Annotated in this window: 24 protein-coding genes; 5 read left to right on the top strand and 19 right to left on the bottom strand. The window is 65.2% G+C overall.

Translation table 11 applies throughout. The annotated features are described in order from the left end of the window. Nucleotides 1-328: 328 nt before the first annotated feature. The 3 genes from R2J76_RS18905 to darT all read right to left on the bottom strand — a co-directional run bounded on the left by R2J76_RS18905 (nt 329) and on the right by darT (nt 2,953). A complete protein-coding gene (locus R2J76_RS18905) occupies nt 329-1,045 on the bottom strand; it encodes a hypothetical protein (RefSeq protein ID WP_316413214.1) in 717 nt (238 codons plus the stop codon). A 193-nt stretch (nt 1,046-1,238) separates the two neighbouring features. Beyond that, entirely contained in the window at nt 1,239-2,291 is a 1,053-nt protein-coding gene (darG, locus tag R2J76_RS18900; RefSeq protein WP_316413213.1) for a type II toxin-antitoxin system antitoxin DNA ADP-ribosyl glycohydrolase DarG, read from the bottom strand. Between the two features lie 14 nt (nt 2,292-2,305). After that, nucleotides 2,306-2,953 (bottom strand): type II toxin-antitoxin system toxin DNA ADP-ribosyl transferase DarT, encoded by a 648-nt coding sequence (gene darT / locus R2J76_RS18895; RefSeq protein WP_316413212.1) that lies wholly within the window; start codon nt 2,951-2,953, stop codon nt 2,306-2,308. Nucleotides 2,954-3,039: 86 nt separating this feature from the next. On the opposite strand from darT, the gene R2J76_RS18890 reads away from it, so the two are divergent. Beyond that, on the top strand, nt 3,040-3,366 hold the full coding sequence (locus tag R2J76_RS18890) for an integrase core domain-containing protein (RefSeq protein WP_394366767.1): 327 nt from the start codon (nt 3,040-3,042) through the stop codon (nt 3,364-3,366). Between the two features lie 429 nt (nt 3,367-3,795). Here R2J76_RS18890 and R2J76_RS18885 read toward each other — a convergent pair whose 3' ends face one another. The 10 genes from R2J76_RS18885 to R2J76_RS18840 form a co-directional block, all read right to left on the bottom strand. Beyond that, nucleotides 3,796-4,680: a TauD/TfdA family dioxygenase gene (locus R2J76_RS18885; RefSeq protein ID WP_316413211.1), complete on the bottom strand. Its 885-nt coding sequence runs from the start codon at nt 4,678-4,680 to the stop codon at nt 3,796-3,798. After that, nucleotides 4,677-6,041 carry an MFS transporter gene (locus tag R2J76_RS18880; RefSeq protein WP_316415901.1) on the bottom strand — a complete coding sequence of 455 codons (1,365 nt, stop codon included), beginning with the start codon at nt 6,039-6,041 and terminating at the stop codon, nt 4,677-4,679. The genes R2J76_RS18885 and R2J76_RS18880 overlap by 4 nt, the downstream gene beginning before the upstream one ends. 47 nt (nt 6,042-6,088) lie before the next feature. Further along, the gene (locus R2J76_RS18875) at nt 6,089-7,012 is read right to left on the bottom strand and encodes a diiron oxygenase (protein ID WP_316413210.1); all 924 of its coding nucleotides are present in this window, start codon (nt 7,010-7,012) and stop codon (nt 6,089-6,091) included. Continuing rightward, the gene (locus tag R2J76_RS18870; protein WP_316413209.1) at nt 7,005-7,340 is read right to left on the bottom strand and encodes a darcynin family protein; all 336 of its coding nucleotides are present in this window, start codon (nt 7,338-7,340) and stop codon (nt 7,005-7,007) included. Before R2J76_RS18870 ends, R2J76_RS18875 begins: the two co-directional genes overlap by 8 nt. Then, the gene (locus tag R2J76_RS18865; RefSeq protein ID WP_316413208.1) at nt 7,337-8,911 is read right to left on the bottom strand and encodes an AMP-binding protein; all 1,575 of its coding nucleotides are present in this window, start codon (nt 8,909-8,911) and stop codon (nt 7,337-7,339) included. Before R2J76_RS18865 ends, R2J76_RS18870 begins: the two co-directional genes overlap by 4 nt. 2 nt (nt 8,912-8,913) lie before the next feature. After that, the gene (locus R2J76_RS18860; protein WP_316413207.1) at nt 8,914-9,564 is read right to left on the bottom strand and encodes a thermostable hemolysin; all 651 of its coding nucleotides are present in this window, start codon (nt 9,562-9,564) and stop codon (nt 8,914-8,916) included. Nucleotides 9,565-9,657: 93 nt separating this feature from the next. Then, the gene (locus tag R2J76_RS18855; RefSeq protein WP_316413206.1) at nt 9,658-10,326 is read right to left on the bottom strand and encodes a TetR/AcrR family transcriptional regulator; all 669 of its coding nucleotides are present in this window, start codon (nt 10,324-10,326) and stop codon (nt 9,658-9,660) included. Between the two features lie 482 nt (nt 10,327-10,808). Next, on the bottom strand, nt 10,809-12,062 hold the full coding sequence (locus R2J76_RS18850) for an ATP-binding protein (RefSeq protein ID WP_316413205.1): 1,254 nt from the start codon (nt 12,060-12,062) through the stop codon (nt 10,809-10,811). A 144-nt stretch (nt 12,063-12,206) separates the two neighbouring features. Continuing rightward, nucleotides 12,207-13,352 carry an aspartyl protease family protein gene (locus R2J76_RS18845; RefSeq protein ID WP_316413204.1) on the bottom strand — a complete coding sequence of 382 codons (1,146 nt, stop codon included), beginning with the start codon at nt 13,350-13,352 and terminating at the stop codon, nt 12,207-12,209. 43 nt (nt 13,353-13,395) lie between these two features. Then, on the bottom strand, nt 13,396-13,566 hold the full coding sequence (locus R2J76_RS18840; RefSeq protein ID WP_316413203.1) for a hypothetical protein: 171 nt from the start codon (nt 13,564-13,566) through the stop codon (nt 13,396-13,398). 165 nt (nt 13,567-13,731) lie between these two features. On the opposite strand from R2J76_RS18840, the gene R2J76_RS18835 reads away from it, so the two are divergent. Together R2J76_RS18835 and R2J76_RS18830 are read left to right on the top strand one after the other, a co-directional pair. Then, the gene (locus tag R2J76_RS18835) at nt 13,732-14,319 is read left to right on the top strand and encodes a dihydrofolate reductase family protein (RefSeq protein ID WP_316413202.1); all 588 of its coding nucleotides are present in this window, start codon (nt 13,732-13,734) and stop codon (nt 14,317-14,319) included. Nucleotides 14,320-14,324: 5 nt separating this feature from the next. Then, nucleotides 14,325-14,969: a dihydrofolate reductase family protein gene (locus R2J76_RS18830; RefSeq protein WP_316413201.1), complete on the top strand. Its 645-nt coding sequence runs from the start codon at nt 14,325-14,327 to the stop codon at nt 14,967-14,969. Between the two features lie 261 nt (nt 14,970-15,230). On the opposite strand, the gene R2J76_RS18825 is transcribed toward R2J76_RS18830, so the two are convergent. The 3 genes from R2J76_RS18825 to ahpC are packed head-to-tail and all read right to left on the bottom strand — an operon-like array spanning nt 15,231 to nt 18,282. After that, on the bottom strand, nt 15,231-16,142 hold the full coding sequence (locus R2J76_RS18825) for a LysR substrate-binding domain-containing protein (protein WP_316413200.1): 912 nt from the start codon (nt 16,140-16,142) through the stop codon (nt 15,231-15,233). Nucleotides 16,143-16,151: 9 nt separating this feature from the next. Continuing rightward, a complete protein-coding gene (gene ahpF / locus R2J76_RS18820; protein ID WP_316413199.1) occupies nt 16,152-17,693 on the bottom strand; it encodes an alkyl hydroperoxide reductase subunit F in 1,542 nt (513 codons plus the stop codon). Between the two features lie 22 nt (nt 17,694-17,715). Beyond that, the gene (gene ahpC, locus R2J76_RS18815; RefSeq protein ID WP_316413198.1) at nt 17,716-18,282 is read right to left on the bottom strand and encodes an alkyl hydroperoxide reductase subunit C; all 567 of its coding nucleotides are present in this window, start codon (nt 18,280-18,282) and stop codon (nt 17,716-17,718) included. Between the two features lie 243 nt (nt 18,283-18,525). Here ahpC and R2J76_RS18810 point away from each other — a divergent pair, with 243 nt between their 5' ends. Together R2J76_RS18810 and R2J76_RS18805 are read left to right on the top strand one after the other, a co-directional pair. Further along, entirely contained in the window at nt 18,526-19,122 is a 597-nt protein-coding gene (locus R2J76_RS18810; RefSeq protein WP_316413197.1) for a hypothetical protein, read from the top strand. Between the two features lie 9 nt (nt 19,123-19,131). Continuing rightward, nucleotides 19,132-19,362 carry a hypothetical protein gene (locus R2J76_RS18805; protein ID WP_316413196.1) on the top strand — a complete coding sequence of 77 codons (231 nt, stop codon included), beginning with the start codon at nt 19,132-19,134 and terminating at the stop codon, nt 19,360-19,362. 295 nt (nt 19,363-19,657) lie between these two features. Here the strand turns inward: R2J76_RS18805 and trxA are convergent, their stop codons facing one another. Genes trxA through R2J76_RS18790 form a run of 3 tightly spaced genes read right to left on the bottom strand, consistent with a single transcriptional unit; the run spans nt 19,658 to nt 22,706 of the window. Further along, on the bottom strand, nt 19,658-19,972 hold the full coding sequence (trxA, locus tag R2J76_RS18800; RefSeq protein ID WP_316413195.1) for a thioredoxin: 315 nt from the start codon (nt 19,970-19,972) through the stop codon (nt 19,658-19,660). Then, a complete protein-coding gene (gene trxB / locus R2J76_RS18795) occupies nt 19,965-20,963 on the bottom strand; it encodes a thioredoxin-disulfide reductase (RefSeq protein WP_316413194.1) in 999 nt (332 codons plus the stop codon). Before trxB ends, trxA begins: the two co-directional genes overlap by 8 nt. An 18-nt stretch (nt 20,964-20,981) precedes the next feature. After that, on the bottom strand, nt 20,982-22,706 hold the full coding sequence (locus R2J76_RS18790) for a protein-disulfide reductase DsbD family protein (protein ID WP_316413193.1): 1,725 nt from the start codon (nt 22,704-22,706) through the stop codon (nt 20,982-20,984). Nucleotide 22,707 lies beyond the last annotated feature (1 nt).

The following is a 22,707-nucleotide window of genomic DNA, read 5'->3' as shown; positions in this document are numbered from 1 at the left end:
AGGAGCACCTCGGCCTGGATCTTCGGCGCCAGGAAGGTCAGTCCCACCACCATCGATACCCGGGCCTGGCTCACCCCCATCCACGTCGCTGCCTCTGTGAAATCCCGGACCTCCCCGGCCTCCACCGCCCGTAAGATCCGGTGGGCCAGGGCGAGCAGTTTGGCCGACGGGGATGGAGGCTGGACCCGAGGGTGCGGTGCCTGCTCAAGGATGGGGCCAAGAAGGCACCGACCATGCTCAACCAGATCGTCGACGCCTTCAAAGACGTTGCAACTACATACGAGCGCCTGTGGCAGAACAGCACGTTCGTTTATCGAGCCCCGTAGTGTTACGCGTATGCCCTACCGCAGAGCAGACCGTCAATGGCAGCCTTGATCGGAATGGGCTGGTAGGGCGGCTTCCCGTAGGACCACCGCTTCTCGGCCTGGTTGTAGCCGAATAGCTCAATCTCTCCCGGCCCCTTGGTCGCCTTCTTTGGGGCCCAAAGGTTCACCCACTCCTGCCCCGGGGTGATGGCCAAGGTGACTATGTACCCAGGGAACTGGATGAGGAGAAAGATCGTGGCCGGGTCTCCACCAGCGTCGAGGACTCGGCGCGTCAGTTCGTCCTGACCCTCGAACAGGCCTGTGTCCCGGATAACCCGGGTTATGTGCTTGCAGCAGCGCAGGGCATGCCCCAGCGGAAGGTTCTCCCGCCGCTTGAGGAAATCTGGGCAGGTGCAGGAGTGGGCGCCCAGGTCCACCGTGTAGACCTTATCGGAATCGATGGAGAAACTGCGGACCTCGAAGGTGCGCTTGAGTTCAGGCGGAATCTCATGAAGGCAGGGCGTGGCCCACTCACAGGCGAAGCTGACGGCGCTGAGGTTGAAGGTCCGGGATGGTGGGCCGGGCTTCCAGGCTTGGTATACGACCCTGGTTGGCTGCTGGGAGGTGCGGAGGCGGCCGACTTCATCCTGTAGTTCGGTGATCTTGGCAGCTTGGTCGCGGATGACCTGATCCTTGCCGTCGTCCGGCCTTACCGACTGGAATCGCGATAAGAAGCCCATGGGGTCTCCATGCCTGAACCTTGAGGATGAATGCCCATAGGTTACACCTGGAGCACAGGGTTATCCTCGACCGGTGAGTAAGACTCCGCATTGCGGGTCGATTGGGACGTACACCGAGACGGGGGCAGGGTATCTACCTGCGACCTTTGGTATGGGTTCGTCTGGCAAAACCCTTCAATTGTTGAGGCTGAGCTCAAGCGACAAGCATCTGCGCCAGCCAACCCTTCTCTTCCAGTGTCTGCCATGCCAACCGAATCTGCTCTGGCGTGAATCGTTTCTTTCTCGCACTCCAGCCATATACCAAGCGCTGAGCACCTTCCAGGGTCGTTGCACCTTCGTGACAAGCTACCCAATGCACTGTGGAAAGTAGCTCAAGGCCGAAAGGAGTCTCGAAGCCCTCTACCAGATCCACCACGCGCTCCAAGTGGGCCTGGGTCGTCGGATTGGCCACAAGGTACCGCTCCGCTTCCTCCACGGCACCTGGCACCAGTTCGAGTTGTTTGGTGGGGGAATCTCCGCCATCCGAATATCCAGAGACCAAGTGTCCCTCAATACGCGTCAGGACATTGCGCAGGTTCTCAGCGTATGGTCCATACAGGTGCTTTACATAGCTGAGGCGAAGAGGCTCTTTGGTTTCTTGAAGGAAATACATTAGCTTGTGAACTTCCAGCAAGGAAACGCAAGGATCCATCAGGCCGCCAAGATAGCGGTGCATCAGTGTGACCAACGCTGCGCGCCCCTGTGTCATTACGGGCACTTCGCGAGACTGAACCATCTCCTTTGGCTCAGGAGCGCCTGCAGGAGGGAAAACATGCACTTGGAGGTCTGAAATCCCTGCCAGCGCTGTTTCAATTCGTGGGCCCACCTGGCCCCAGTCCAATCCACCCAGGCCGCACCCTAGGGGAGGGATGGCGATGGATTGGATGCCTAGGGCCCGGATCTGGGAGGCAAGATCCACCAAGCCAGACTCAATGTCTTCCATCCGGCTCTTGCCCTTCCAATGTCGTTTCGTTGGAAAGTTGATGATAAATTTGGGGTTGGTCATCTGGCCAGTGGCGTAGATTAACATTCGCCCCGGAATAACTTCGCCACGTTTGCAGGCTGCCTGGTAGGCCTTAAGGTTGGCAGGGAAAGCCTTGCTGAACTGCAAGGCGAGGCCTCTCCCCATGTAGCCAACGCAATTGACCGTGTTCACAAGGGCTTCCACGTCCATGCCCAGAATGTCGCCTGCCTCTTGCCGGAACATGGCTATACCTCACCTCAAAAATACCACGCGCTGCGAACTTCGATAATTGGGATATGAGTCGCGGATGTTAAAGAAGTCTGGACCGCTTTCTGGAGAAGGGGAGAGGTGACCCCAATTCGTTCGATCAAGTGCCAGGGAAACTGGCCATGCAAAAGAAACTCGGCCTGCTTGCCTTCCTTTAGATCTGGATTGCTGAAGTCTCCCCCCTGGATGGCTGGCCAGTTGAGGTCCCTAAGTTGTGCGAGGTTTGCACGGAAGGAGGTGTAGTTAGCGCCAGCGTTGGACAGACTGAATGCCCATGGGATGTCGTGCTGATTCGCCCAGGCTACCACCGCATTCAAGTCGGCTTCGAGATGCACGATCAGGGACTGACCACCCGTATAAGTGATGTCGGGATGGTTCCCTCGATGAAGGAGGTAGAGCATCACGGATCGAGGGCAAAAGTAGAACGGCACATACTCGCCCACATGGATTCCGGGATGGCAGGTAACGGGTAGCTTTAATCGTCGTGTCTTGATCTTGGACATTCCTATAGAAGCTTTGGGACCACCCTTTTGAATCATTTGGGCATCCGAAAGCAGCCAGCCGTCCGCCGCCATGGGCTCCAGATTGTCCATGTGGGTGATGTGGTAGATCTTAGGTTGGGCGGGGGGCGTACTCATAGGGGGCCAGAAACTAGGATAGTCGATGTTTCCGCTTCATCGCTCGTCAGAAGTGACCCACCCCGGCCAGGCCGAGCTCGACCACCGTGACTGCGGGTCCAGAATGTTCTCCCAACCTAGCATCGAATCGCCTTCCTAGGCTCAAGGACGAATGCCTGAACGAGAACTGGTTCAAGGACCTTGTGGAGGCCCGGCAGGTGGCCCGAGGATGGCTCCGTGACTACAACCACTACAACCACCATCGCCCACACACCGCTCTCGGGGGACTTCCCCCGGCGGAGTTTGCGCACCGCTGGGCTGAGCTCCGGTCGCCTCGGGCTCCCTCCGCCCAGCCCAGCGACACTACCCCAATCAACCCAGATTCCGTGTCCTTTCGGCAGGCGTGCGTGAATTCGTTGCTTGATGGCCGGTAGGCTCACTCTGGAAGCCGGACGAGGCCTGGCTGGCCCAGGATCGGAATGTGGTCCGGCAGCAGGCCGTCGAGGATGCCCGAGTTGCTTTGCCTTTCCATCCGGAAGAGCCATTGGGCCAGGGTCTCCGGGCCGGGACCCGCAAGGGCGCATGCTAGCCAATGGGCCCCCGGAGCGTGTTGGCCGCATCGCATCGGCACGAATCGCATCGGAGGCCGTGCGAGAGGAGGTGGTCATTGCACGATCCCATGCCTTCTGAAGCCTCATTTGGCACAGAGGAGCGCGCCTCCGCTTCGCTGCATCACGCTCCAGGCAAGGTGGGTGCCCGTGGTTGAGCTGGAGGGTTCGCAGCCCTTCCTGACCCCATGGATGCAGCGCTGGGCCTGCGGCCGCGCCTTTCGCAAAGGACTCCCAAACCGGGCCGTGGGCCCCTCAGAGATAGGACAGCGCCGTGAACAGCCTTCGGCCGGGATCCTCGATCTTCCGCCGGCCATGCATGATCCGGGTATTGTCGATGGCGATCAAATCCCCGTCTTCCCAGTCGACCTCGGTGGTGCAAGCTGCCGTGACCTTGGCGACCGAGTCCACGGCCCAGTCTGGAATGGATGAGCCATCGTCAAGGGTCATCACCGGCGGTTCGTAGTTGTAGGAAGGCCCGAGCAGGCTATTGGCCCACGCCAGGCGATCGCCGAAGCGGGTGGGATGGGCCATGGGCACCCGGACCTCCACGAGGAGGGTGCGGTCCGGCTGGATCGTCATCCGGGTCCGAACAGGATCCCGGATGAATCGGTCTACGGCGGCCTGGTCGATCAGAGGAAACGACTCGAGGGTGGGCAACTCGTGGCGCAGGTAGCGGGCCCAGAGGGATTCTGGGACTTTCCGACTGAAGATGACGTCATGGGCGAGGAATAGGTCGCGGACGGCAGGCGGAAGGCCGTCCCAGGCGCGGTAGCCGTCGCACAGGATCGTTCGCGAGCCCTTCCTGGCCGCACGGGCCGAAAAGAACCAGACCAGGTCGGGGAGGCTGGGCGTATTCCCGTTCTCGCAGTGGAGCCCGACGGCGTCGAAGCCGGCATCCACCATCTGGACATCCGGCGCGAACCATTCGCGGGCGGGATCCATGGCAGTCCGCCTGCTGACCTTGTGTACCAGGGCTGAGAACCGGTCCAGGTCCAAGTCGAATCCCCGGAACAGGACCGCTCCCCTGCGGGCCAGGTGCTGGAAGAGGATCTCTGGGACGTCCAGGATGGGTTGGCCCGTGCACTGCACTAGCTCGAAATCCTGGGCCCCAGGGGTGGATTCAATGAGGGATTTCATGGTTCCTCCACAGGTTGTGCTGGTTGGTAATCGGACTTCCGGCCGGCCTGGGGCTGATCCTTCCCGTAGCTCGCCGGGAGCCGTAGCGAAGCCGCGGCGGCAATGCCGGCGGCGGGAACCAGGCAGAACAGCGCCAGGGAATAGGCGTGGGCCTGGAGGAGCGGAGCCCCGGAGCCAGACGCTCCCTGGGCCGCCCAGGCCAGGGCCGCCGCCAGGCCATTCACCCCCAGGGCAGCGCCCAGGGAGCGGACCAACTGCACCACGGCGGTCATGGTGCCCAGGTCGGAAAGGGCTGCATGGTTCTGGACCACCAGGAGGGTCGAGTTGGCAACCCCTCCCATGCCCAGGCCAAGCAGGAACTCCGCCAGGACCAGGTCCAGCCATCGGTCCCCCAATGCGGCAAACCCCAGGGCGGCACAGGACACCGTCATGAGCAACGCACCGGCCAGGGCTACCCGGCGATAGCCCTGGTTCACCAGCATCCAGCCACTGGCCATGGAGCCTATGACCCAGCCCAGGGAACCCGCGAGCACTGTCGCGCCCGCCGCGGACACGGGATGGCCCTGGAGGTTCTGGATCAACTGGGGGAGGTAGGTGGCGCTGGCATACAACACCGAAGCCGCTGCCCCGGAAGCCAGGATCGCTGGCCCCAGGGTTCCCCTGGGATGGCTCCTCGCCTTCCTAAACCGGATGGCCAGGGTGCCTCCCAGGATGAGGGCCACACCGCCCAAGGCGGTAGCCACGCCCGCCGGGGAGCCCGAAGCCGCCATGGACAGCGCCAGCAGTGCCAGGGTGACGGCGGCCGTGAGCACCAGCAGGTCCAGGGGGTTCAGGGCCGAGGGCGCCCGCAGGCGCATGCCGCCTGGGAAGTGCCGCCAGAGGAGCAGCAGCATGCAGGCGCAGGCGGGCAGGTTGACCAGGAAAACCCAGCGCCAGCCCAAGGTCAGCTCCGCGACCGTCCCGGCGACGGGCCCCAGGATGGCCGCCAGGCCCCAGACCCCGCTGACCAAGCCCTGCCGTTTGGGACGGTCCTGGGGGTCGCTGTAGGCAGCAACAAGGAGGTAGGCGAGCAGGAGGATTCCTCCCGCGCCCAGCCCCTGGAGGGCCCGGGCCAGGATGGCCATGGGAAGGCTCCGCGCGAAACCGACCCAGCCTGAGCCGGCGCCGAAGATTGCGATCGCCGTGGCGAATGCAGCTCGGATCCCGGTCGTATCGGCAATTCGGCCGAACACAGGCGCGGCGGCCGTCTGGGCGAGGATGAACCCGGAAACCAGCCAGGCCGATGCTCCCGCTCCTCCGAGGTCAACGAGCATCCTGGGCAGGATCGTGCTGACCACCGTGCTGTCCATCGCTGCCAGCATGAGGGCCCATAGCCCGAGGGCCATGGGGGTCTTGGATGCGGGTGCCGTCAGCATGGCCTGCCTCCCCCGGCGTGGATGGCGCCCACTCCAGCGAACTGGTCCAGGGCGGCACGCTCATCCTCCGTAAGGGCCTGGTCGGCAAACCGGAACGGGCGCCCGCTCAAGGTCTCTTCCAGCAGGCGGAGGGTGAACCGCCGCTGGACCTGGGCGGCGAAGTTGTCCTGGATGAATTCCACCGGCAGGATCGAGCGGGTCTCCCTTTCATAGGCTTCCGAAAGGGCATGGTTGTGCCGTCCCAGGGCCTTGCAGATCCGCTGGGCGTCGAGCATCTCCCGGTCTGCCAAGGCGGGCAGGAGGTGGTTGAAGACGTGGTGGTCGAACTGGATGTGCCGTGCCTCGTCCAGGCCATGGGCCGCGATCATCTGGGTAAGAAAGTGGCGCCGGTCGGGGTCGAGCATGTGCAACCGGTGTTCGAAGATGGTGATAACCGTCTCCCCTGGATAGGCCGATGCAAGGAGAGCCACCAGTTTGGTTTCCGGTGATTCGGGGCCCAGGAACAGTGCCAGGCGCGCCTCGAGTGTCCGGTCGGAAAGATCAAGGGGCACACCCAGGAGCAACGCCACGTACCGGTAGAACATGTAGGAGTGCTGGTACTCCTCGGCGGCAAAATGGAGCATCGCGTTCATCATCGGCAAGCCGGCCAGCCGTGTGGATCCGGCCGCCTGTCCGCCGATGATCCCCAGGCATATGGACACATGGCGCTCGATATCCGCGAGCTGCGCCAGTTCCTTGGCGAGGTAGGCCCGGGCTGCTTCCGATCCATCCGGGGGATAGTTACACAGGCGGGCGTAGAAGCGGATCTCGGACGGGTCCAGGTGCTCCGGCCACGGCAGCGCGTCGGGATGGAAGGTACCCAGGTCGGCCCGGTGGTTGATGGTGGCCAAGGCCCGCCCGTAGCCTTGTTCACTCATGTTGCATCTCCTTCTCGAACTCCCTGTAGCCGCCCTCGATCCCCAGGAACAGGTCCTTCACGGTGATCCAGTCCTGGGTGAACAGTTCGGTGTCCCGCAATTCCTCCATGAGAAAGTAGTAGTCCTTCGGATCCTCGAACTCGAACAGGACGAAATCGGAAACATCGGCCCTGAACGCTTCGGCATCAAAGAAGCGGAGGCGCACCCGTTCCTGGTAGCGCCCTAGGATGGGCCCCAGGCGGGTCTCGTTGAACCGGTTGCGCTGCTCACGGGGCATGGCCAGCCATGCGCTGGAGAATTTCATGGTCATGACCACCATGTATTTCATGGGGTACCTCCATAGGACAGATCGGTGTGGGTTGACCCCGCCAACCCACGGAGGACTTGGGAAAAGGCCGCCGCGATCTGGTCGCGTCGGGGTCGGCCGGTAACGGTGAAATAACGCCCCTGGATGTCTTCGGTCATGGCCAGGGCGGCGAAATTCCGGACCCGGGCATAGTCGGGCAGTTCTACGTTGGCTTCCCGTACGGCCCGGAGGACAGCCTCGGGGCTGACCTGGGCGCGCGGAACGAGGAGGGCGACCGGGAAGGCCTGGCGGTCCCCGAACACCACGGCTGCCGTGATTTCCGGCTTGGCGCAGAGTTCAGCTTCGATCCACTCCGCCGATACCTTGCGCCCCGAGTCGTTGATGAAGATGTTCTTCTTCCGTCCCAAGATACGCAGGAAGCCTTCGTCATCGATCTCAGCCAGATCTCCCGTGGCCAGGAAGCCATCGGGCCCAACCCGGCATGAGCCGGGGTCGGCGCCCAGGTAGCCTTCCATCAATGTCTGGCTGTGGAGCAGGAGTTCACCGTCCTCGGCCAGGGCTACCTCGCAGTCTGGGAGGGGCCGGCCCACGGTGCCCAGCTTGCATCGGCCGGGTAGGTTCCAGGAAACCACTGAGGCGTTCTCGCTGAGCCCGTAGCCTTCAAGGACTGGGATCCCCCGTGCGGCCAAGGTTTCCAGGGTGCCCACGGCGACCGGTGCACCCCCGCAGGCAACCAGGGGAGGGACATCGCGGCCGAACAGGGTCCGGCTGAGGCTGGCGGCAGGCATTTCGGGACAGTGCGAGGCGGCCTTGTGGACCGCCTCGACCATGGAGGGGGGCAGGGCTAGGAAGGTGGCGCGAGCTTCTGCCAGGAAGGGGAGGTAATGGCTGGCTGGCGGGCCTCCTCCCGTGAGGGGTCGTTCGTCCATGGCAAGGAGGACCAGGGTGCCGCCGGTGGAAAGGGGCAGGTAGATCCCGCAGATCTGCTCGATTAGCAGGCTCAGGGGGACCAGGCTGAAGTAGCGCCTGAGGTTGGGTTCGCCGATGAGTGGCCTGAGGGTATCGACTTTGGCCTGGATGGCGCGGTCCGAAAGGAGCACCCCCTTGGGGGAGGAGGTGGTCCCCGACGTATGGATGGCCTTGACTAGCAGCCGTCCCCGGTCAGGGTCGCCCGTCCACGTGGGCGGCTCCGCCGTCCCCCCTGCCATGGGCATCCGCACCAGCACGCGCCGGCTCCGGGGAACACAAGCGAGTTGGGGAGCATGGGCCCCGGAACCGTCCACCAGGCACAAGTCCGCCCCATGGAGCAGGGCCCTTGCCTGAGAAGAGGTGAACTCCAAGGGAACAGGGACTTCCAGGTGTCCCCCGAACAGCAGAGCCAGGTCTGCGCATACCCATTCCGGGCCATTGGGCATGAACAACCCCACGCGCAACCTGTCCTTGCCCAGGCGGGCAGCACGATCCGCCAGTTGGCGCTGGAGCCTGGCGACGGCGCTCCCCAGGCGACGATACGAGTAGGCTCCGGGAGTCCCAAGCACTTCGATGGCTGGCGCGTCGCTCGATTCGAGGTTCCTAAGGATGCGTTCCAACATGGTCAGCTCACTTTCAGTTCCTGAACGGACAGGGTCATTTCCTGGACCCGGTGGAGGGCGTTGCGATGGATGGCCACCGATAGGAAGGATGCGAGGAAGTCGATCACCCCGGTCAGGGGCGCATGCTCGTAGTAGCTACCCCACTGGGCCTGGTCGGTTTCCGGGAGCGCTTCCCGGGTGGCGGCGGCCAGGGGCACGAACTCCATGCCCGCGCTCCGAATCAGGTGCCTCACCTGGCGGGTGGCCGTCACGAGGCCGTAGCGGTAGCCGAGTCCCAGGACAAACCAGGGGGTATGGCTCACCAGGTGCATCCCCGCGCCATTCCGGCGACTCGCCAGGCTCCCCACCTCGAGGATCTGGTCCCGGCGGACTTCCCTGCCCAGGGCCTGGCTGAGGCCGATCTCCGCTGGCGCGGGGAGGTATTGCTCGGAGAAGAATGGGCGCTCCTTGCCCTGCGAGAAGGCCACGCACGCGAGGTAGTCGGTGGCATCCCTGGTCTCCTCTGTCAGGGTCAGGAGCAGGGCCGGCCTCGGGTCCACGCTGGCCTGGAAGGCCCTGGCATAGGCGGATTTGATGATGGAAATGATACTTTCATATCCTGGGCTGTTGGTGGTGATCAGATGGAATGTCATGGTGGTCGCGATGTCGTTCATGATCTCCTCCCACTTCTTATGGGGTCGTGGCGAACATTGGCATACATATGGGCTTTCATCGCAGATGGTTGGTCCCACTAGGCATGATCGTGGCTAACAGAGATAAAAAACGTTTTTATCAAGGTTGGCTTTGCAATAGGGATGGTCCGGTGCTAATTCTTGGTCAACGCCCAGTACTCGTAGGGTGTAGGAGATATAGAATTTGGCCCTTTCCTCCATGGAAAGGTTCAGGCCTTTTCGTCGCTGAATCAGGATGCCGGTTATCATCCGCTCGTGATAAAGGGCCCCGGTGATGGCGGACCCAAGCAGCGAGATGGACAGTCGTGTCACCTTTGGGAGCAGGACCACAAGCAGCGCGCGTAGCCGGGAAGCGGAGATTTCGAGTAGGTCCATGATTTCCGGCTCCAGGTCCTCGGGTGGGTCGAAGGTCTCCCGGTAGCCCAGCAGCAACATTTCGTTTTCTTTGCTGTCCAGGGCGTTCCCTCCTGCCGTCACTATGTTTCGGATGAAGATGGCAAGCCCCTCGATGGCCTGTATCCGGGCCGCGGGGTCCGCTGGGTCGGGATCTGGCGGTAGGTGGCGGATGGAAGCTTCCATCACATGACGGAAGGATCGAAGGTAGGCTTCCCGGTAGAGGCCTTGCTTGCCATTGCGGAAATAGTGGTAGATTAGTTGCGATGTAACTCCAGCCTCCTTTCCTATTTCATTGATGGACACTCCGTCGAAGCCACGTCTGGCAAAAAGGTGGATGGCGGCATCCATCAAGCGGATCCTTCCGATTTGCCCGTTCCCTTTGGGTTTGCGATCCCTCACGCTGCACCTCCGGAAGATCATGGAGTTCGCCATGACCATCAGCCGATTTAGGACAAAAGTAGCTTTCTGCTTGGTGAGCGCAAGGTTGTTTCAAAAATAAAGTTAACTAACTTAAATAAATTTCGAATTAAATAAAGTTTAATTTGGTAATTAATTATTCCGACTTTGTGCGGTTCCGCCCCCTTCGGTGTCTCCTCGCCAGGAGTCACCCTTTGCCGGCGTAGCACATATTGATTCATAACCAGGGACACTCTGTGGACTCCGGTCCGCCAAGCCGCCTCTGACCCGTGGTCCCCGGCTCCATCGCGGAGAATCAACCTCCCAGGCGGGCTTCAACCAGGAAATGCTTGAGCTCATAACCCAAAGGTCGCAGGTTCCATTCCTGTCCCCGCAACCCATCCGAAGGGGTGCGGCAGTCGCCGAGAACCGCTTCAGCCTTTCCTGGGGTCCCACAGGTAACTGACGGGAACGGCGAACAGGTCCTCTCCGAAGCCGACGCAGGTCTCTCCGTCGTAGACGACCACGCCGGCCTTGAAGCGGGGGCCTGTATCCTCCTTGAGCTTCTTCAGCCCGCGGAAGTCCTTGAGGGTGACGGTGGCCGATGCCTTGATCTCGATGCCGGCGAGTCCGGCCGCGCCGCGGTCGGCGATGATGTCGACTTCGATGCCATCCTTGTCGCGGAAGTGGTAGAACCGTGTGGGCGTCGCACCCCAGTCCGCTTGGCGGCGAAGCTCCTGGTACACGAAGGTCTCCAGCAACTGGCCGAGGGCCTCGCGATCTTTCCACAGGTTTGGACCGTCCAGACCCAGGAGCGCACAGGCTAGGCCGGTATCCCCGAATTGGAGCTTGGGGGTCTTGATGAGCCTGCTGAAGCGATTGCTGTGCCAGGGTTGAAGTTCTTCGAGGAGGAACACGTTCTCCAGGAGGGTGGTGTAGTCCCGGATGGTTGGCCGGGTCAACTGGAGGGGGGCGGCGAGGTCGGTGATATTCAAGAGGCGGGCCGTCTGGCCAGCCGCGCCTTCCAGGAGGCGGGGCAGGGCATCCAAGGATGCGATCCGTGCCAGGTCGCGCACGTCCCGCTGGATGAGGGTCGTGAGGTAATTGCGATACCAGGTTCCTCTCCGTTGGGGGGTCGAACGGGCAAGGGCGGCAGGAAAGCCACCCGCAGCGATCCGGTCGGCCAACCCGCTTCCAACCCGGGTCGCCGATCCGATCCGGAAGGACCCTTCGAACACCCGGTCCAGGAAGGCGGGATCGGACCCCATGGTTTCGCACTGGGCCAAGGGATGGAGGCGAAGGATCTCCATCCTGCCCGCAAGGGAGTCGGACAGCTTCGGGACCAGGAGGACGTTGGCCGATCCCGTGAGAATGAGCCGGCCAGGCCTGCGATCCCGGTCCACGGCCGCCTTGAGGGGGGCAAAGAGGAACGGTACCCGCTGGACCTCATCGAGGATCGTCCTCTCACCCAGGTCGGCCACGAAACCCACGGGGTCGGCCGTGGCGGAGGCCAGGACCAGGGGGTCGTCGAAGGAAACGTAGGCATATCCCCTGGGCAAACCGACGGTCCTGGCCAACGTGGTCTTGCCGCATTGGCGAGGGCCGTGCACGAGGACGACGGGGGTGTCCTCCAGGGCTTCGAGGAGGCGGGGGGCGGCAAATCGGGAAAAGAAAGGGGCGGAATCCATGGCGTCCAATTGTAAGGTTAGATACCGTCCAAACGAAAGCGAATATACCGTCCAATCGAAAAGTTTGAATGCGTCCGGATGAAAAGTTCGCCGAGGTGATCCCGCAAGGGAGTCGGACAGCTCCGGGACCAGGAGGACCTTGTTTCAGCTGGGCCCGAATTGCAGTTTCACGTCCTGCCCGTTTCGACGCACGACCCACACGTGCCTGGCTCCCGTCGCGACCCGATCCTGAACGGCCCGGCGGGTGAGATTCGCACCCTGCAGGTCACCGACCTGGATCAGTTCATCGCCGATTTGGCATCCCGCCTTCTCCATCGCGCTCCCGGGCTTCACCTTCAGGACGACGAGGCGCTGGGTTCCACCCTTCCGGTCCCAGACGATGGGTAGATTCCGATTCCTTTCCCTGCGGATGGGCAGGTTTCCGGCGGCATCCAGGGTGAAGGATACATGGTTCGTTATGAAGTCAAAGCAAACGGGAGCGGCGAGCCATACGCGCGCTCCGATGCCTCCGGTCGCTCCGGTCCCTTGGAATTCGACGGGCAGGTTGGTCCAGGCGGAGGAACCGGCCCCGATGCGGTCAACCATGACCTCCGAGCCTGCTTGTTCGACCCCCGAAAGGCCGACGGAGGCGACGGCTCGACCTTCCCCTTTGGGCAACAAGGAATTCGGCAGTTGGATGCCACCGGATGCCCCCGTATCCACGAGGACCGAGGTTTCCTGGCCGCCGAAACGGAGCCTGATGAGAGGCCCGTCCGGACCCTCCGTGATGGGAAGCCTGCCGTCCGAACTCACGTGGTTCTCCCACCACACCAGGCGACCCGCCTTGGGGTCCAGGAGGAACCGGGTGCCCCGGAGGAACGACATGCCCAGGATGCCGTCCAAAGGCTCGTCCTGGAATCTGCCGACCTGGGCCCGGAGATCCATCCGCACCGCCATGATGCCATCCCTCATGACCTTCCCCACTTCAACGCGCTTGAGGATCACGGATCGCGCGCCCATGGACTGATTTGCGCTGTCGACAAGGGTCGTGTCGATATCGGGCTCATCCCAGAAGAATTCGGACGGCACCGTAGAATCCACCGCGCACGCGCCCGACCCCGTATCCAGCAGGAACCGGAAGGTCCTCGTCGCATTCCACGTTCTCAAGGAATGAAGGGTCACGGAAACGATGGGGAGCCCGTTCTCATCCAGGGTCAGAGGCGTCGTGGGAACCGTCTTGCGTTCCTCCGCCCCTGCCGGGATGGGGGAAAGCAGGGCGATGGCCAGAAGGGGAAGGACGTGAATCCGCATGGAACCGCTCCCGAACGCTGGGCCAGGACCGCCGCAAGGTCGGTTAAACGCCTTTATACCCTGCGATGAAGCCGCGGATGAAGTCGTTCAATGAACCACCGAACCAAAGCACGAGCGCTGAGGCCAGCATCAGGTTGCGGTTCTTCCGGGCGTAGCCATAGATAAGGCCTATCAAACCAAGGCATTCGATTGCGATGGAAATCTTGTTCTGCATCGGCTTTTGCTCCAAGGTTCCTGGCGGGGGGGTTATTGACTTTAGCGCAGATTTGACGCCGTCAGGGGAGGGACTGACGCCGGAAAAAAGTTTGGCGGCCCGTGTCGAATTTGCGGCTCGCCGTTCGTCGTCATAGTGTAGGCACCCATCCCCGGGGGGACCCCGATGCGACACCTCAAGATCCTCGAACACATGTCGCTGGACGGCGTGATCCAGCATTCCGCGGATGGGGACCCCTTCCCCCACGGCGACTGGACCGCCCCCTACCGGACCCCCGCGGGCCGGGATGCGATCCTCGCCGCCCAGGGGGAGACCTTCGACCTGTTGCTGGGCCGGCGAACCTACGACATCTGGTCGGGCTACTGGCCCAAGGCACCGGACAGTCCCATGGCCAACCGCCTCAATGCGGCCAGGAAATACGTCGCGACCCACCGGCCGGAAAGCCTTGCATGGGGTCCGTTCGAAGGTCTGGGTCCCGACATCGTTGAGGATATCCGGCGCCTCAAGGCTCGGGACGGCCCGGCGATCATCCTATGGGGCAGTTCCACGCTCACCTCGCCCATCCTCGAACACGGGCTCGCGGATGAAATGGTGCTGGCGGTCTATCCGGTGCTCCTGGGAACGGGCAAGCGCCTCTTCGCGGAAGGGACCCCGCCCCGTTGCTTCGAGCGGGTGAGCGCGAACGTCTTCCCTTCCGGCATCGTCCTTGTATCCTACACGTCCGCAGGGCCTTTCCGCGGCCCGAAAGGGTGAACGCCATGACGAAACTCCGGGTTCATTGTTTTGGGATGTCCATCGACGGCTACGGGGCCGGGGCCTGCCAGGATCTCCAGAATCCCCTGGGGATCGGGGGAACGCAGCTGATGGAGTGGTTCTTTCCCACGCGCCTGTGGCGCGGGATGCAGGGGAGCGAGGGTGGGGAGACGGGCGTCGACAACGGCCTCGCGGAGGAGGGTTTTGCCGGAATCGGAGCGTGGATCCTGGGGAGAAACATGTTCGGCCCCGTCCGGGGGCCGTGGGAAGAACCTGAATGGAAGGGCTGGTGGGGGGATGAGCCGCCGTATCACACCCAGGTCTTCGTGCTCACGCATCACCCGAGACCCGTGCTGAAAATGGCGGGGGGCACGGAGTTCCACTTCGTGACGGAGGGGATTCACGGGGCCCTGGAACGGGCGAAGCGAGCGGCGGGCGGTCGTGACGTGCGCCTTGGGGGCGGGGTTTCGACCGTCCGGCAGTACCTGGCGGCGGGATTGATCGATGAGATGCATATGGCCATCAGCCCCGTTCTGCTGGGGTCAGGGGAACATCTGCTAGGGGGGATCGACCTGCCCGCGCTGGGCTACGGATGCGTGAAATCCATCGCAGGGGAGCGAGCGACCCACATCCGTCTGGCCAAACGCTAGGCAAAGAATCCGACCCACCCCGGCTTTCCGTGCCGATGCCAGGAGATGTCTGGATCCTCGGCCGGGAACGGGCTGGGTCCGACGGCTGATCCCCTTCATCCCGTGCATTCGGTTTATCCCTGTTCCCGCAGGGCCGGGGATGGGGTGGGGCGGCGCGTCGTTGATCCGCATGCGCCGACCCATCCCTGCTTTGGCCCTGCGGGAACAGGGATAAAGAAAGGATGAAAGGGATGAAGGGGATGAAAGATTCTCTGGAAGAACCTAGGCCACGGCTTCCACGGCCCCCTTCATCACCTCGGCCAATCGTTCGGTGGCGGGCTTAAGGTAGCTGCCGGCACGCCAGGCGAGGGCCAAGGTTCTAAAGGGCGGGGGGTCGACAAGAGGACGCACGGCCACGGCGGCCCGGGCGGTTTCGGTGGGGACGGCCAGACGGGGCAGGAGGGTCACGCCGAGGCCGCTGGCCACCATCTGCACGAGGGTGGGCAGGCTCGTGGCGCGGTAGCCCAGTTCCTCGATCCGGGACCGGGAGCAGGCGGCCAGGGCCTGGTCGCGCAGGCAGTGGCCGTCCTCCAGGAGGAGGAGGCGCTCGCCGTCCAGGCGCTCCAGGGGGAAGGGGCCCCGTTCCCGGGCCAGGGGGTGGGCTTCGGGCAGGGTGAGGAGGAAGGGGTCCTTGCCCAGGGGGAACCACTCCAGGTCCTCCAGTTCGGCTTCCACGGCCAGGAGGGCGGCGTCCAGGTGCCCTTCCTGGAGGCTGCGCACCAGCACGGGGGTGCGCTCCTCCAGCCACTGGGGCACCAGGGCCGGGAAGGCGCGGCGCAGGCGGGGGGCCAGTTCCGGAAGCAGGTACGGGGCCAGGGTGGGGATGATGCCCAGGCGCAGGGGGCCGGCCAGGGGGTCCTGGCGGCTGCGGGCCTCCTGCACCAGCTCCCCCGAGGCCAGGAGGATGCCCCGGGCCCTGGCCACCAGGGCGGCGCCGGCGGGGGTGACCACCACGCCGCCGCGGCCCCGCTCGAAGATCCGCACGCCCAGCGCCGCCTCCAGGGCGGCGATCTGGGCGCTGAGGGCGGGCTGGGCCACGGCGCAGGCTTCGGCGGCGCGGCGGAAGTTGAGGGTCTCCGCCACGGCGAGGACGTACTGCAGTTGGCGGAGGGTGAGGGGAAGGGGCAGGGCCATGGCTCCAGCTTACGCCGTCCGGAGGCGGTCCTCGAAGGCGGTGAGGGCGGCCTTGGCCCCTTCGCCCATGGCGATGACGATCTGCTTGAAGGGGACCGAGCTCACGTCGCCGGCGGCGTAGATGCCGGGCACGCTGGTGCGGCAGTGGGCGTCGATGAGGATCTCCCCGGCGCGGGTGGTCTCCACCAGCTCGCGCACCACGGCGCTGTTGGGCGCCAGGCCGATCTGCACGAAGACGCCGTCCAGGTCCACGGTGCGCAGGCCGCCGGTGGCCCGGTCCTCGTAGCGCAGGCCGATGACGCCGGTCCCGTCGCCCAGGACCTCCTGGGAGCGGGCGTTGGTGAGCACCTCGACGTTGGGCAGGCGGAGCAGGTGCTCCACCAGCACCTGGTCGGCCTTGAGCTCCGGGGCGAATTCCAGGAGGGTCACGTGGCTGCAGATGCCCGCCAGATCGATGGCGGCCTCCACGCCGGAATTGCCGCCCCCCACCACCGCCACGCGGCGGTCCTTGTAGAAGGGGCCGTCGCAGTGGGGGCAGAAGGCCACGCCGCGGCCCAGGTACTCCCGCTCCCCGGGCACGCCCAGCTCCCGCCACTGGGCGCCGGTGGCCACGATGAGGGCGGGGGCGCGGAGCACCTCGCCGCCCTGCAGGTGCAGCTCCTTCAGGGGCCCGTCCAGGACCCGCTCGGCCTTGCGGTGCTCCAGGATCTCCACGGGGTAGGACGCCAGGTGGCGGGCCAGGTCCGCGGCCAGTCGGGGCCCCTCGGTGCGGGGCACGGAGATGAGGTTCTCGATGCCCAGGGTCTCCCGCACCTGGCCGCCCAGGTTCTGGGCCACCAGGGCGGTGCGCAGCCCCTTGCGGGCGCTGTAGATGGCCGCGGAGGCCCCGGCGGGGCCGCCGCCCAGGACCAGCACATCGAAGTCCCGGGGGGCGGCGTCGGCCTGGGCCGGAGTATGGCCGAAGTGATCCTCCAGCTTCTCCAGGAGCTCGCCCAGGGTCGCCTTCCCAACGTGCAGGAGGGTGTCGCCCGCGAAGACGCTGGGCACCCCCTGGATGCCCAGGGCGCGCACCTCGTCCTCGGCCAGGCCTCCGTCGATCATTTCGTGGGCGATGTCCGGGTGGAGGGCGGCCATGAGATTGAGGGCCTGCACCACGTCCGGGCAGTTGGTGCAGGAGAGCGAAACGTAGGTGCGCAGCCGGATGGGTCCGTTCAGGGCCCGGACGCGGCCCTGGACGCCGGCGTCCGGAAGGCGCCCCTTGCCGTCGGCGTTGAGGACCGCCAGCACCAGGGAACTGAATTCGTGGCCGCCGGGCACCCCGCGGAAGGCGATGCCCGTGGGGACCCCGTCGCGGAAGAGCTCGAAGCGGATGCCGGAGGTGCCGTCCGCATCCCCCAGGGCGATGCGCGGCCCGGCTCCGGCGACCTCCGCCAACAGGTCGCGCAGCTCCGCGCGCCGCGGGTGATCACCGCCTTCCAGGCGAAGTTCGAAGGCGCCATCGAGGTTGGCGAAAAGCTGGGTGAGCTGCTGGCGGATGCCGGGGTCGAGCATGGTGTCTCCTGGGGATGCGGGGTCAGATCTTGCCGACGAGGTCGAGGCCGGGCTTGAGGGTGGCTTCGCCGGGCTGCCACTTGGCGGGGCACACCTCGCCGGGGTGGCTGGCCACGAACTGGGCGGCCTGCACCTTGCGCAGCAGTTCGCCCGCGTTGCGGCCGATGCCGTTGTCGTGGATCTCGGCCACCTTCACCTTGCCTTCGGGGGAGATGAGGAAGGTGCCGCGGTAGGCCAGGCCCTCCTCCTCGATGTGCACGCCGAAGGCCCGGGTGAGGCTGCCGGTGGGATCGGCGAGCATGGGGTAGCGGATCTTCCGGATCGTCTCGGAGGCGTCGTGCCAGGCCTTGTGCACGAAATGGGTATCGGTGGACACGGAGTAGATCTCCACGCCCAGCTTCTGGAATTCGGCGTACAGGTCGGCCATGTCCGCCAGCTCCGTGGGGCACACGAAGGTGAAATCGGCGGGGTAGAAGAAGAGGACGGACCACTTCCCGGCCAGATCCTTGTGGGAGACCTGCTTGAAGGCGCCGTCGTGGAAGGCCTGCACGGTGAACTCGGGCAGGGATGCGTTGATCAGGGGGGTCATGGACTGCTCCTTGGAAGTTCGGGTCCCTCAGGTGGGACTCCCCCAAGGTAGGCCTGGAGTTCGATAACGAGAAATACAAATAAATATTCAATGTGATAACCAAAAACAATCACACGCATGGAATGCAGGGCGGCACCCCCGGCCCCCGGCCTCGGCGATCCCGCCCCTCCTGGGGTAGAATGAGAAATTAAAGGTGCGGATTCCCCCGCCATCCTGATTTTCCCCGTACCCGGGAGGCTTCCCATGGTCCTGCTTTCAAAATGGCGCCTGCTGGCCGGCGCCCTCCTGGCCCTGCTGGCCTTTTCCTGCTCCTCGAGCCGGCTCCACACCCCCGAGGGCAGCCTGCGGGTCCGGAACGACGGCTCGGTGTCCATGACCCAGCTCTACATCACGCCCAGCACCAGTTCCACCTGGGGGGCCGAGCAGTTGGGGAACACCCCGCTGGCGCCGGCGGATTCCCTCACGTTCATCGGTCTCGATCCCGGCTACTACGATGTGCGGGCGCGGTTCTCGGACGGCACGTCGGATACCGTCTTCGACAACCAGGTCCTGGACGGCGGCACCACGGTCCTGGGCCTGTTGAACAGCGGCACGGGCGCCGTGGCGGTGTTCAACAACACGGCCTTCCCCATCACCGGGATCTACCTCACGCCCTCCAGCTCCGACACCTGGGGTCCAAACCAGACGGACGCGCCCCTGGGGGCCGGGCAGAGCCTCACCCTCACGGGCGTCTCCCCCGGCACCTACGACCTGAAGGTGATCTTCTCCACCTCCACCTCGAGCGAATACAAGGCCTTCACCGTCACGGCGGGGGGCACGGTCACCCTTCAGGTCAATTAGGAGGCGAACATGCGACTTGTCCCCATCACCCTCTCCCTTCTCGTCGCCTCGCTGAGCCTGTCCGCCACCGAGGGCCCCAGGAATGAAACCCGCCCGTTGCGGGCCGGAAAGGGCGAGGCCCGGGTGCGGAACCCGTCGGAGGCCAGGAAGGTCTCCGAGCAGGCCCCCGCCACCGGGCGCTCGGTACCTTACCGGCCCGCCAAGCCCGGGGAGGGGGCGCCCAAGGAACCCCGGTCCTAGGGTGGGCCGGCAAGCCCTGGGTGCCTTGAAACCGTGATGAAGGGGCTGTTCCCCGTTCATCCCATCCATCGGCGTTCATCCCCGTTTCCGCAGGGCTGACGCAGAGGTGGGTCAGAGCGCAGGTTACTCGACGTCCTTGACCCAAAGGCGACGGCCATTCCCAGCGAAGTTCGAACGGGGATAAACAGGATCCAGGGGAAAAAGCAGGATAAAGAACGTCAGGTCAAAGCTGGAGCCCGACCACCCCGCAGGCTCCCAGCCATTTCGGCAGCCATGGACCGGGCGCGGGCAGGGCTCAGAGCGCGGACTCGATCAGGGCCCGGATCTGGGCCGCGGACTGGGATCCGCGCTGGTCGACGCGCTTGCCGTCCTTGAAGAGCACCAGGGCCGGGATGGACATGATGCCCAGGGCGGCCGCGGTGTCGGGGTTGGCGTCGATGTCCATCTTCAGGATCCGGGCCTGGCCAGCCATGTCCTGGGCCACCTTCTCCAGCACCGGGGTGAGGGCCTTGCAGGGACCGCACCAGGGGGCCCAGAAATCCACCAGGGTGACGCCCTGGGCGATGGCCTCCTGGAAGGTGGCGTCGGTGAGGGCGGTGAGGTCAGACATGGGACGTCTCCTGGGAAGGGGATGGGGTGGAGGTTTCCGCGAGCCAGCGCTCCGCGTCGATGGCCGCCATGCAGCCGGAACCCGCGGCCGTGATGGCCTGCCGGTAGATGGTATCCTGCACGTCCCCGCAGGCGAAGACCCCCGGGATGGAGGTGCGGCTGGAGCCCTTCTCCACCAGGAGGTAGCCGTTGGCGTCCAGGGGCAGCTGGCCCCCGAGGAAGGCGGTGTTGGGCCGGTGTCCGATGGCCACGAAGAGCCCCTCCACGTCCAGCCGCGAGGAGCTCCCGTCGACGGTGTCCCGCAGGTCGAGCCCCGCGAGCTTCTCCACGGCGTTGCCCGGGGAGGTCTCCACCCGCCGGGTGAAGAGATCGGCCACGGCCTTGTTCCAGTGGAAGGTGATCCCGCGGTTGGCCTTGGCCCGGTCCTGCATGGCCCGGGAGGCCCGCAGGCCTTCGCGGCGGTGCACCAGGTGCACGTGGCGGGCGAAGCGGGTGAGGTAGAGGGCCTCCTCCAGGGCCGTGTCGCCCCCGCCCACCACGGCCACGTCCTTGCCCCGGTAGAAGAACCCGTCGCAGGTGGCGCAGGCGGAGACGCCCCCGCCCCTGCGGCCCAGCTCCTCGTCCTTGCCGATGCCCAGCCACTTGGCGGAGGCGCCGGTGGCGATGACCAGGGCCTCGCAGGTGAAGGCGCCGGATTCGGTGACCACGCGGAAGGGCCGCTGGTCCAGTTCCACGGAGAGCACGGTCTCGGCGGCGATCTCGGCGCCCAGACGCAGGGCCTGGGCCCGGAGCTCCTCCATGAGCGCGGGGCCCTGGATGCCGTCCCGGAAACCGGGGAAGTTCTCCACCTCGGTGGTGATGGTGAGCTGGCCTCCGGGCTGGACCCCCTCCAGCACCAGGGGCTGGAGGTTGGCCCGGGAGGCGTAGATGGCGGCGGTGTAGCCCGCGGGGCCCGTGCCGATGATGAGGATCTTGCGGTGCGGTTCGGTCATTTCATTCCCTTGGAAGAATCACTGTTGGAGCCATGCGAGCATTTCGGCGGGCTTCTGGAAGCCCAGGCTGCGCCGGACTTCGCGGCCCTCGCCGTCCAGCAGGATGACGGTGGGGAAGCTCCGGATGGAAAGGGTCCTGGCCAGGTCGGGGCGCACCTTGTCGGCGTCGATCTTCACGGGCACGGCGTGGTCCTTGATCCAGGCGGTGACCTGGGCATCGGGCCAGGTCTTCTCGTCCAGCTCCTTGCACTGGGCGCACCACACGGCGAAGGTGTCCAGGAGCACCAGCTTCTTCTCCGTCTTGGCCCGGGCCAGGGCCTTTTCGTAGTCGGAGCCCCAGAGCTCCGGGGCCTTCTCCGGAGCGGCGGCGCCGCCCGCGGGCAGGAGCTTCACGTCCAGGCCGGTCTCCACGGCGCGCAGGCCCAGCAGGGCGCCCAGCACCACCAGGGCGATGGCGAAGGCCTTGCGGAGCTGGCCCGGGAGGCCCTCGGCGGCCTCGAAGGCCCCGAAGACGGCCGCGCCCGCAAGAGAGGTGACGAACCACATGGCGTAGTTGGCCCATTCGGGCACCACCAGCCGGATGTTCCAGGCCGCGAAGCCCAGCACCACCAGGCCCATGACGTACTTGAACCGGGTGAGCCAGTCGCCGCTGCGGGGCAGCCCGGCCGAGAAGGTGCCCACCACCATGAACAGCACGCCCATGCCCAGGGCGAAGGTGAAGAGCTGGAGTCCGCCGCGCACCGCGTCGCCCTGCTGGGCGATGCCCACCAGGACCGTGCCGATGATGGGCCCCACGCAGGGCGCCGCCAGGGGCCCCAGCACCAGGCCCATGAGGAAGGCGCCCAGGTAGCCCTTGCGGGGGCCGGAACCCTGCAGGCGGCTCTGGAGCCCCTGGGGCAGGGCGATCTCGAAGGCCCCGAAGAGGGACAGGGAGAACAGCGCGAAGAGCACCGAGACCGGGATCAGGAAGCCGGGCTTCTGGGCGAAGGCCCCGAAGGTGGCGCCGCTGCGCGCGGCCACCACGCCCAGCACCGTGTAGGTCACGGCCATGCCCAGGACGAGCACCAGGGACAGGGAGAAGCCCTTGAGCCTGCCGCCGCCCTTGGCGCCGATGATGGCCATGGTGATGGGGATCATGGGATAGACGCAGGGGGTGAGGCTGGCGCCCATGCCGGCCAGGAACACCACCGCCAGGGCCAGCAGGAAGCCCCGCTGGGGGGCCGGGGCGGGAGGAGGCTGGGGCGCCGCGGCGGGGGCCACCGCGGGCGCCGCCGCGGGCGCGGCCTCGGGGGCGGGGGAGGGTGGCGGCGCCACGGCGGGCGCGGCCACGGCGGGCGCGCCTCCCGGGATGTCCGAGGCCTTGACCTTGAGGGTCCGGGTGGTGGGCGGGAAGCAGTTCCCCCCCTCCCCCTCGGTGCAGAGCTGGAACTGCACATCCAGCGCCACCTCGCCCTTGAGGCCCGCGCCGGTGACGGGGATGCGGATGGTGCCGTGGTAGATGTCCTCGCTGAGCTCGTCCTTGGCGTCGGCCTTGGGCAGGGGGCCCGCCTTGATGGCGCCGGGCTTGGAGGCCAGGGTGACCTCGGTGAAGCCCTTCTTGATGTGGGCGCCCTTGGGGGTGGTGATGACCACCGCTCCCTTCTGGAACGACACGCTGACGGCCGGGTCGCTGTCAAAAGCGGAGGCCGAAAAGGCCATGGCGCCGGCGAGGGCCAGGAACTTCAGGATTCGGGTGAATTGCATG

The sequence above is a fragment of the Mesoterricola silvestris genome (assembly GCF_030295405.1).
GTDB lineage: Bacteria > Acidobacteriota > Holophagae > Holophagales > Holophagaceae > Mesoterricola > Mesoterricola silvestris.
Note: the sequence above shows the minus strand (reverse complement) of the source record. Positions and strands in the feature narration are given on the sequence as shown.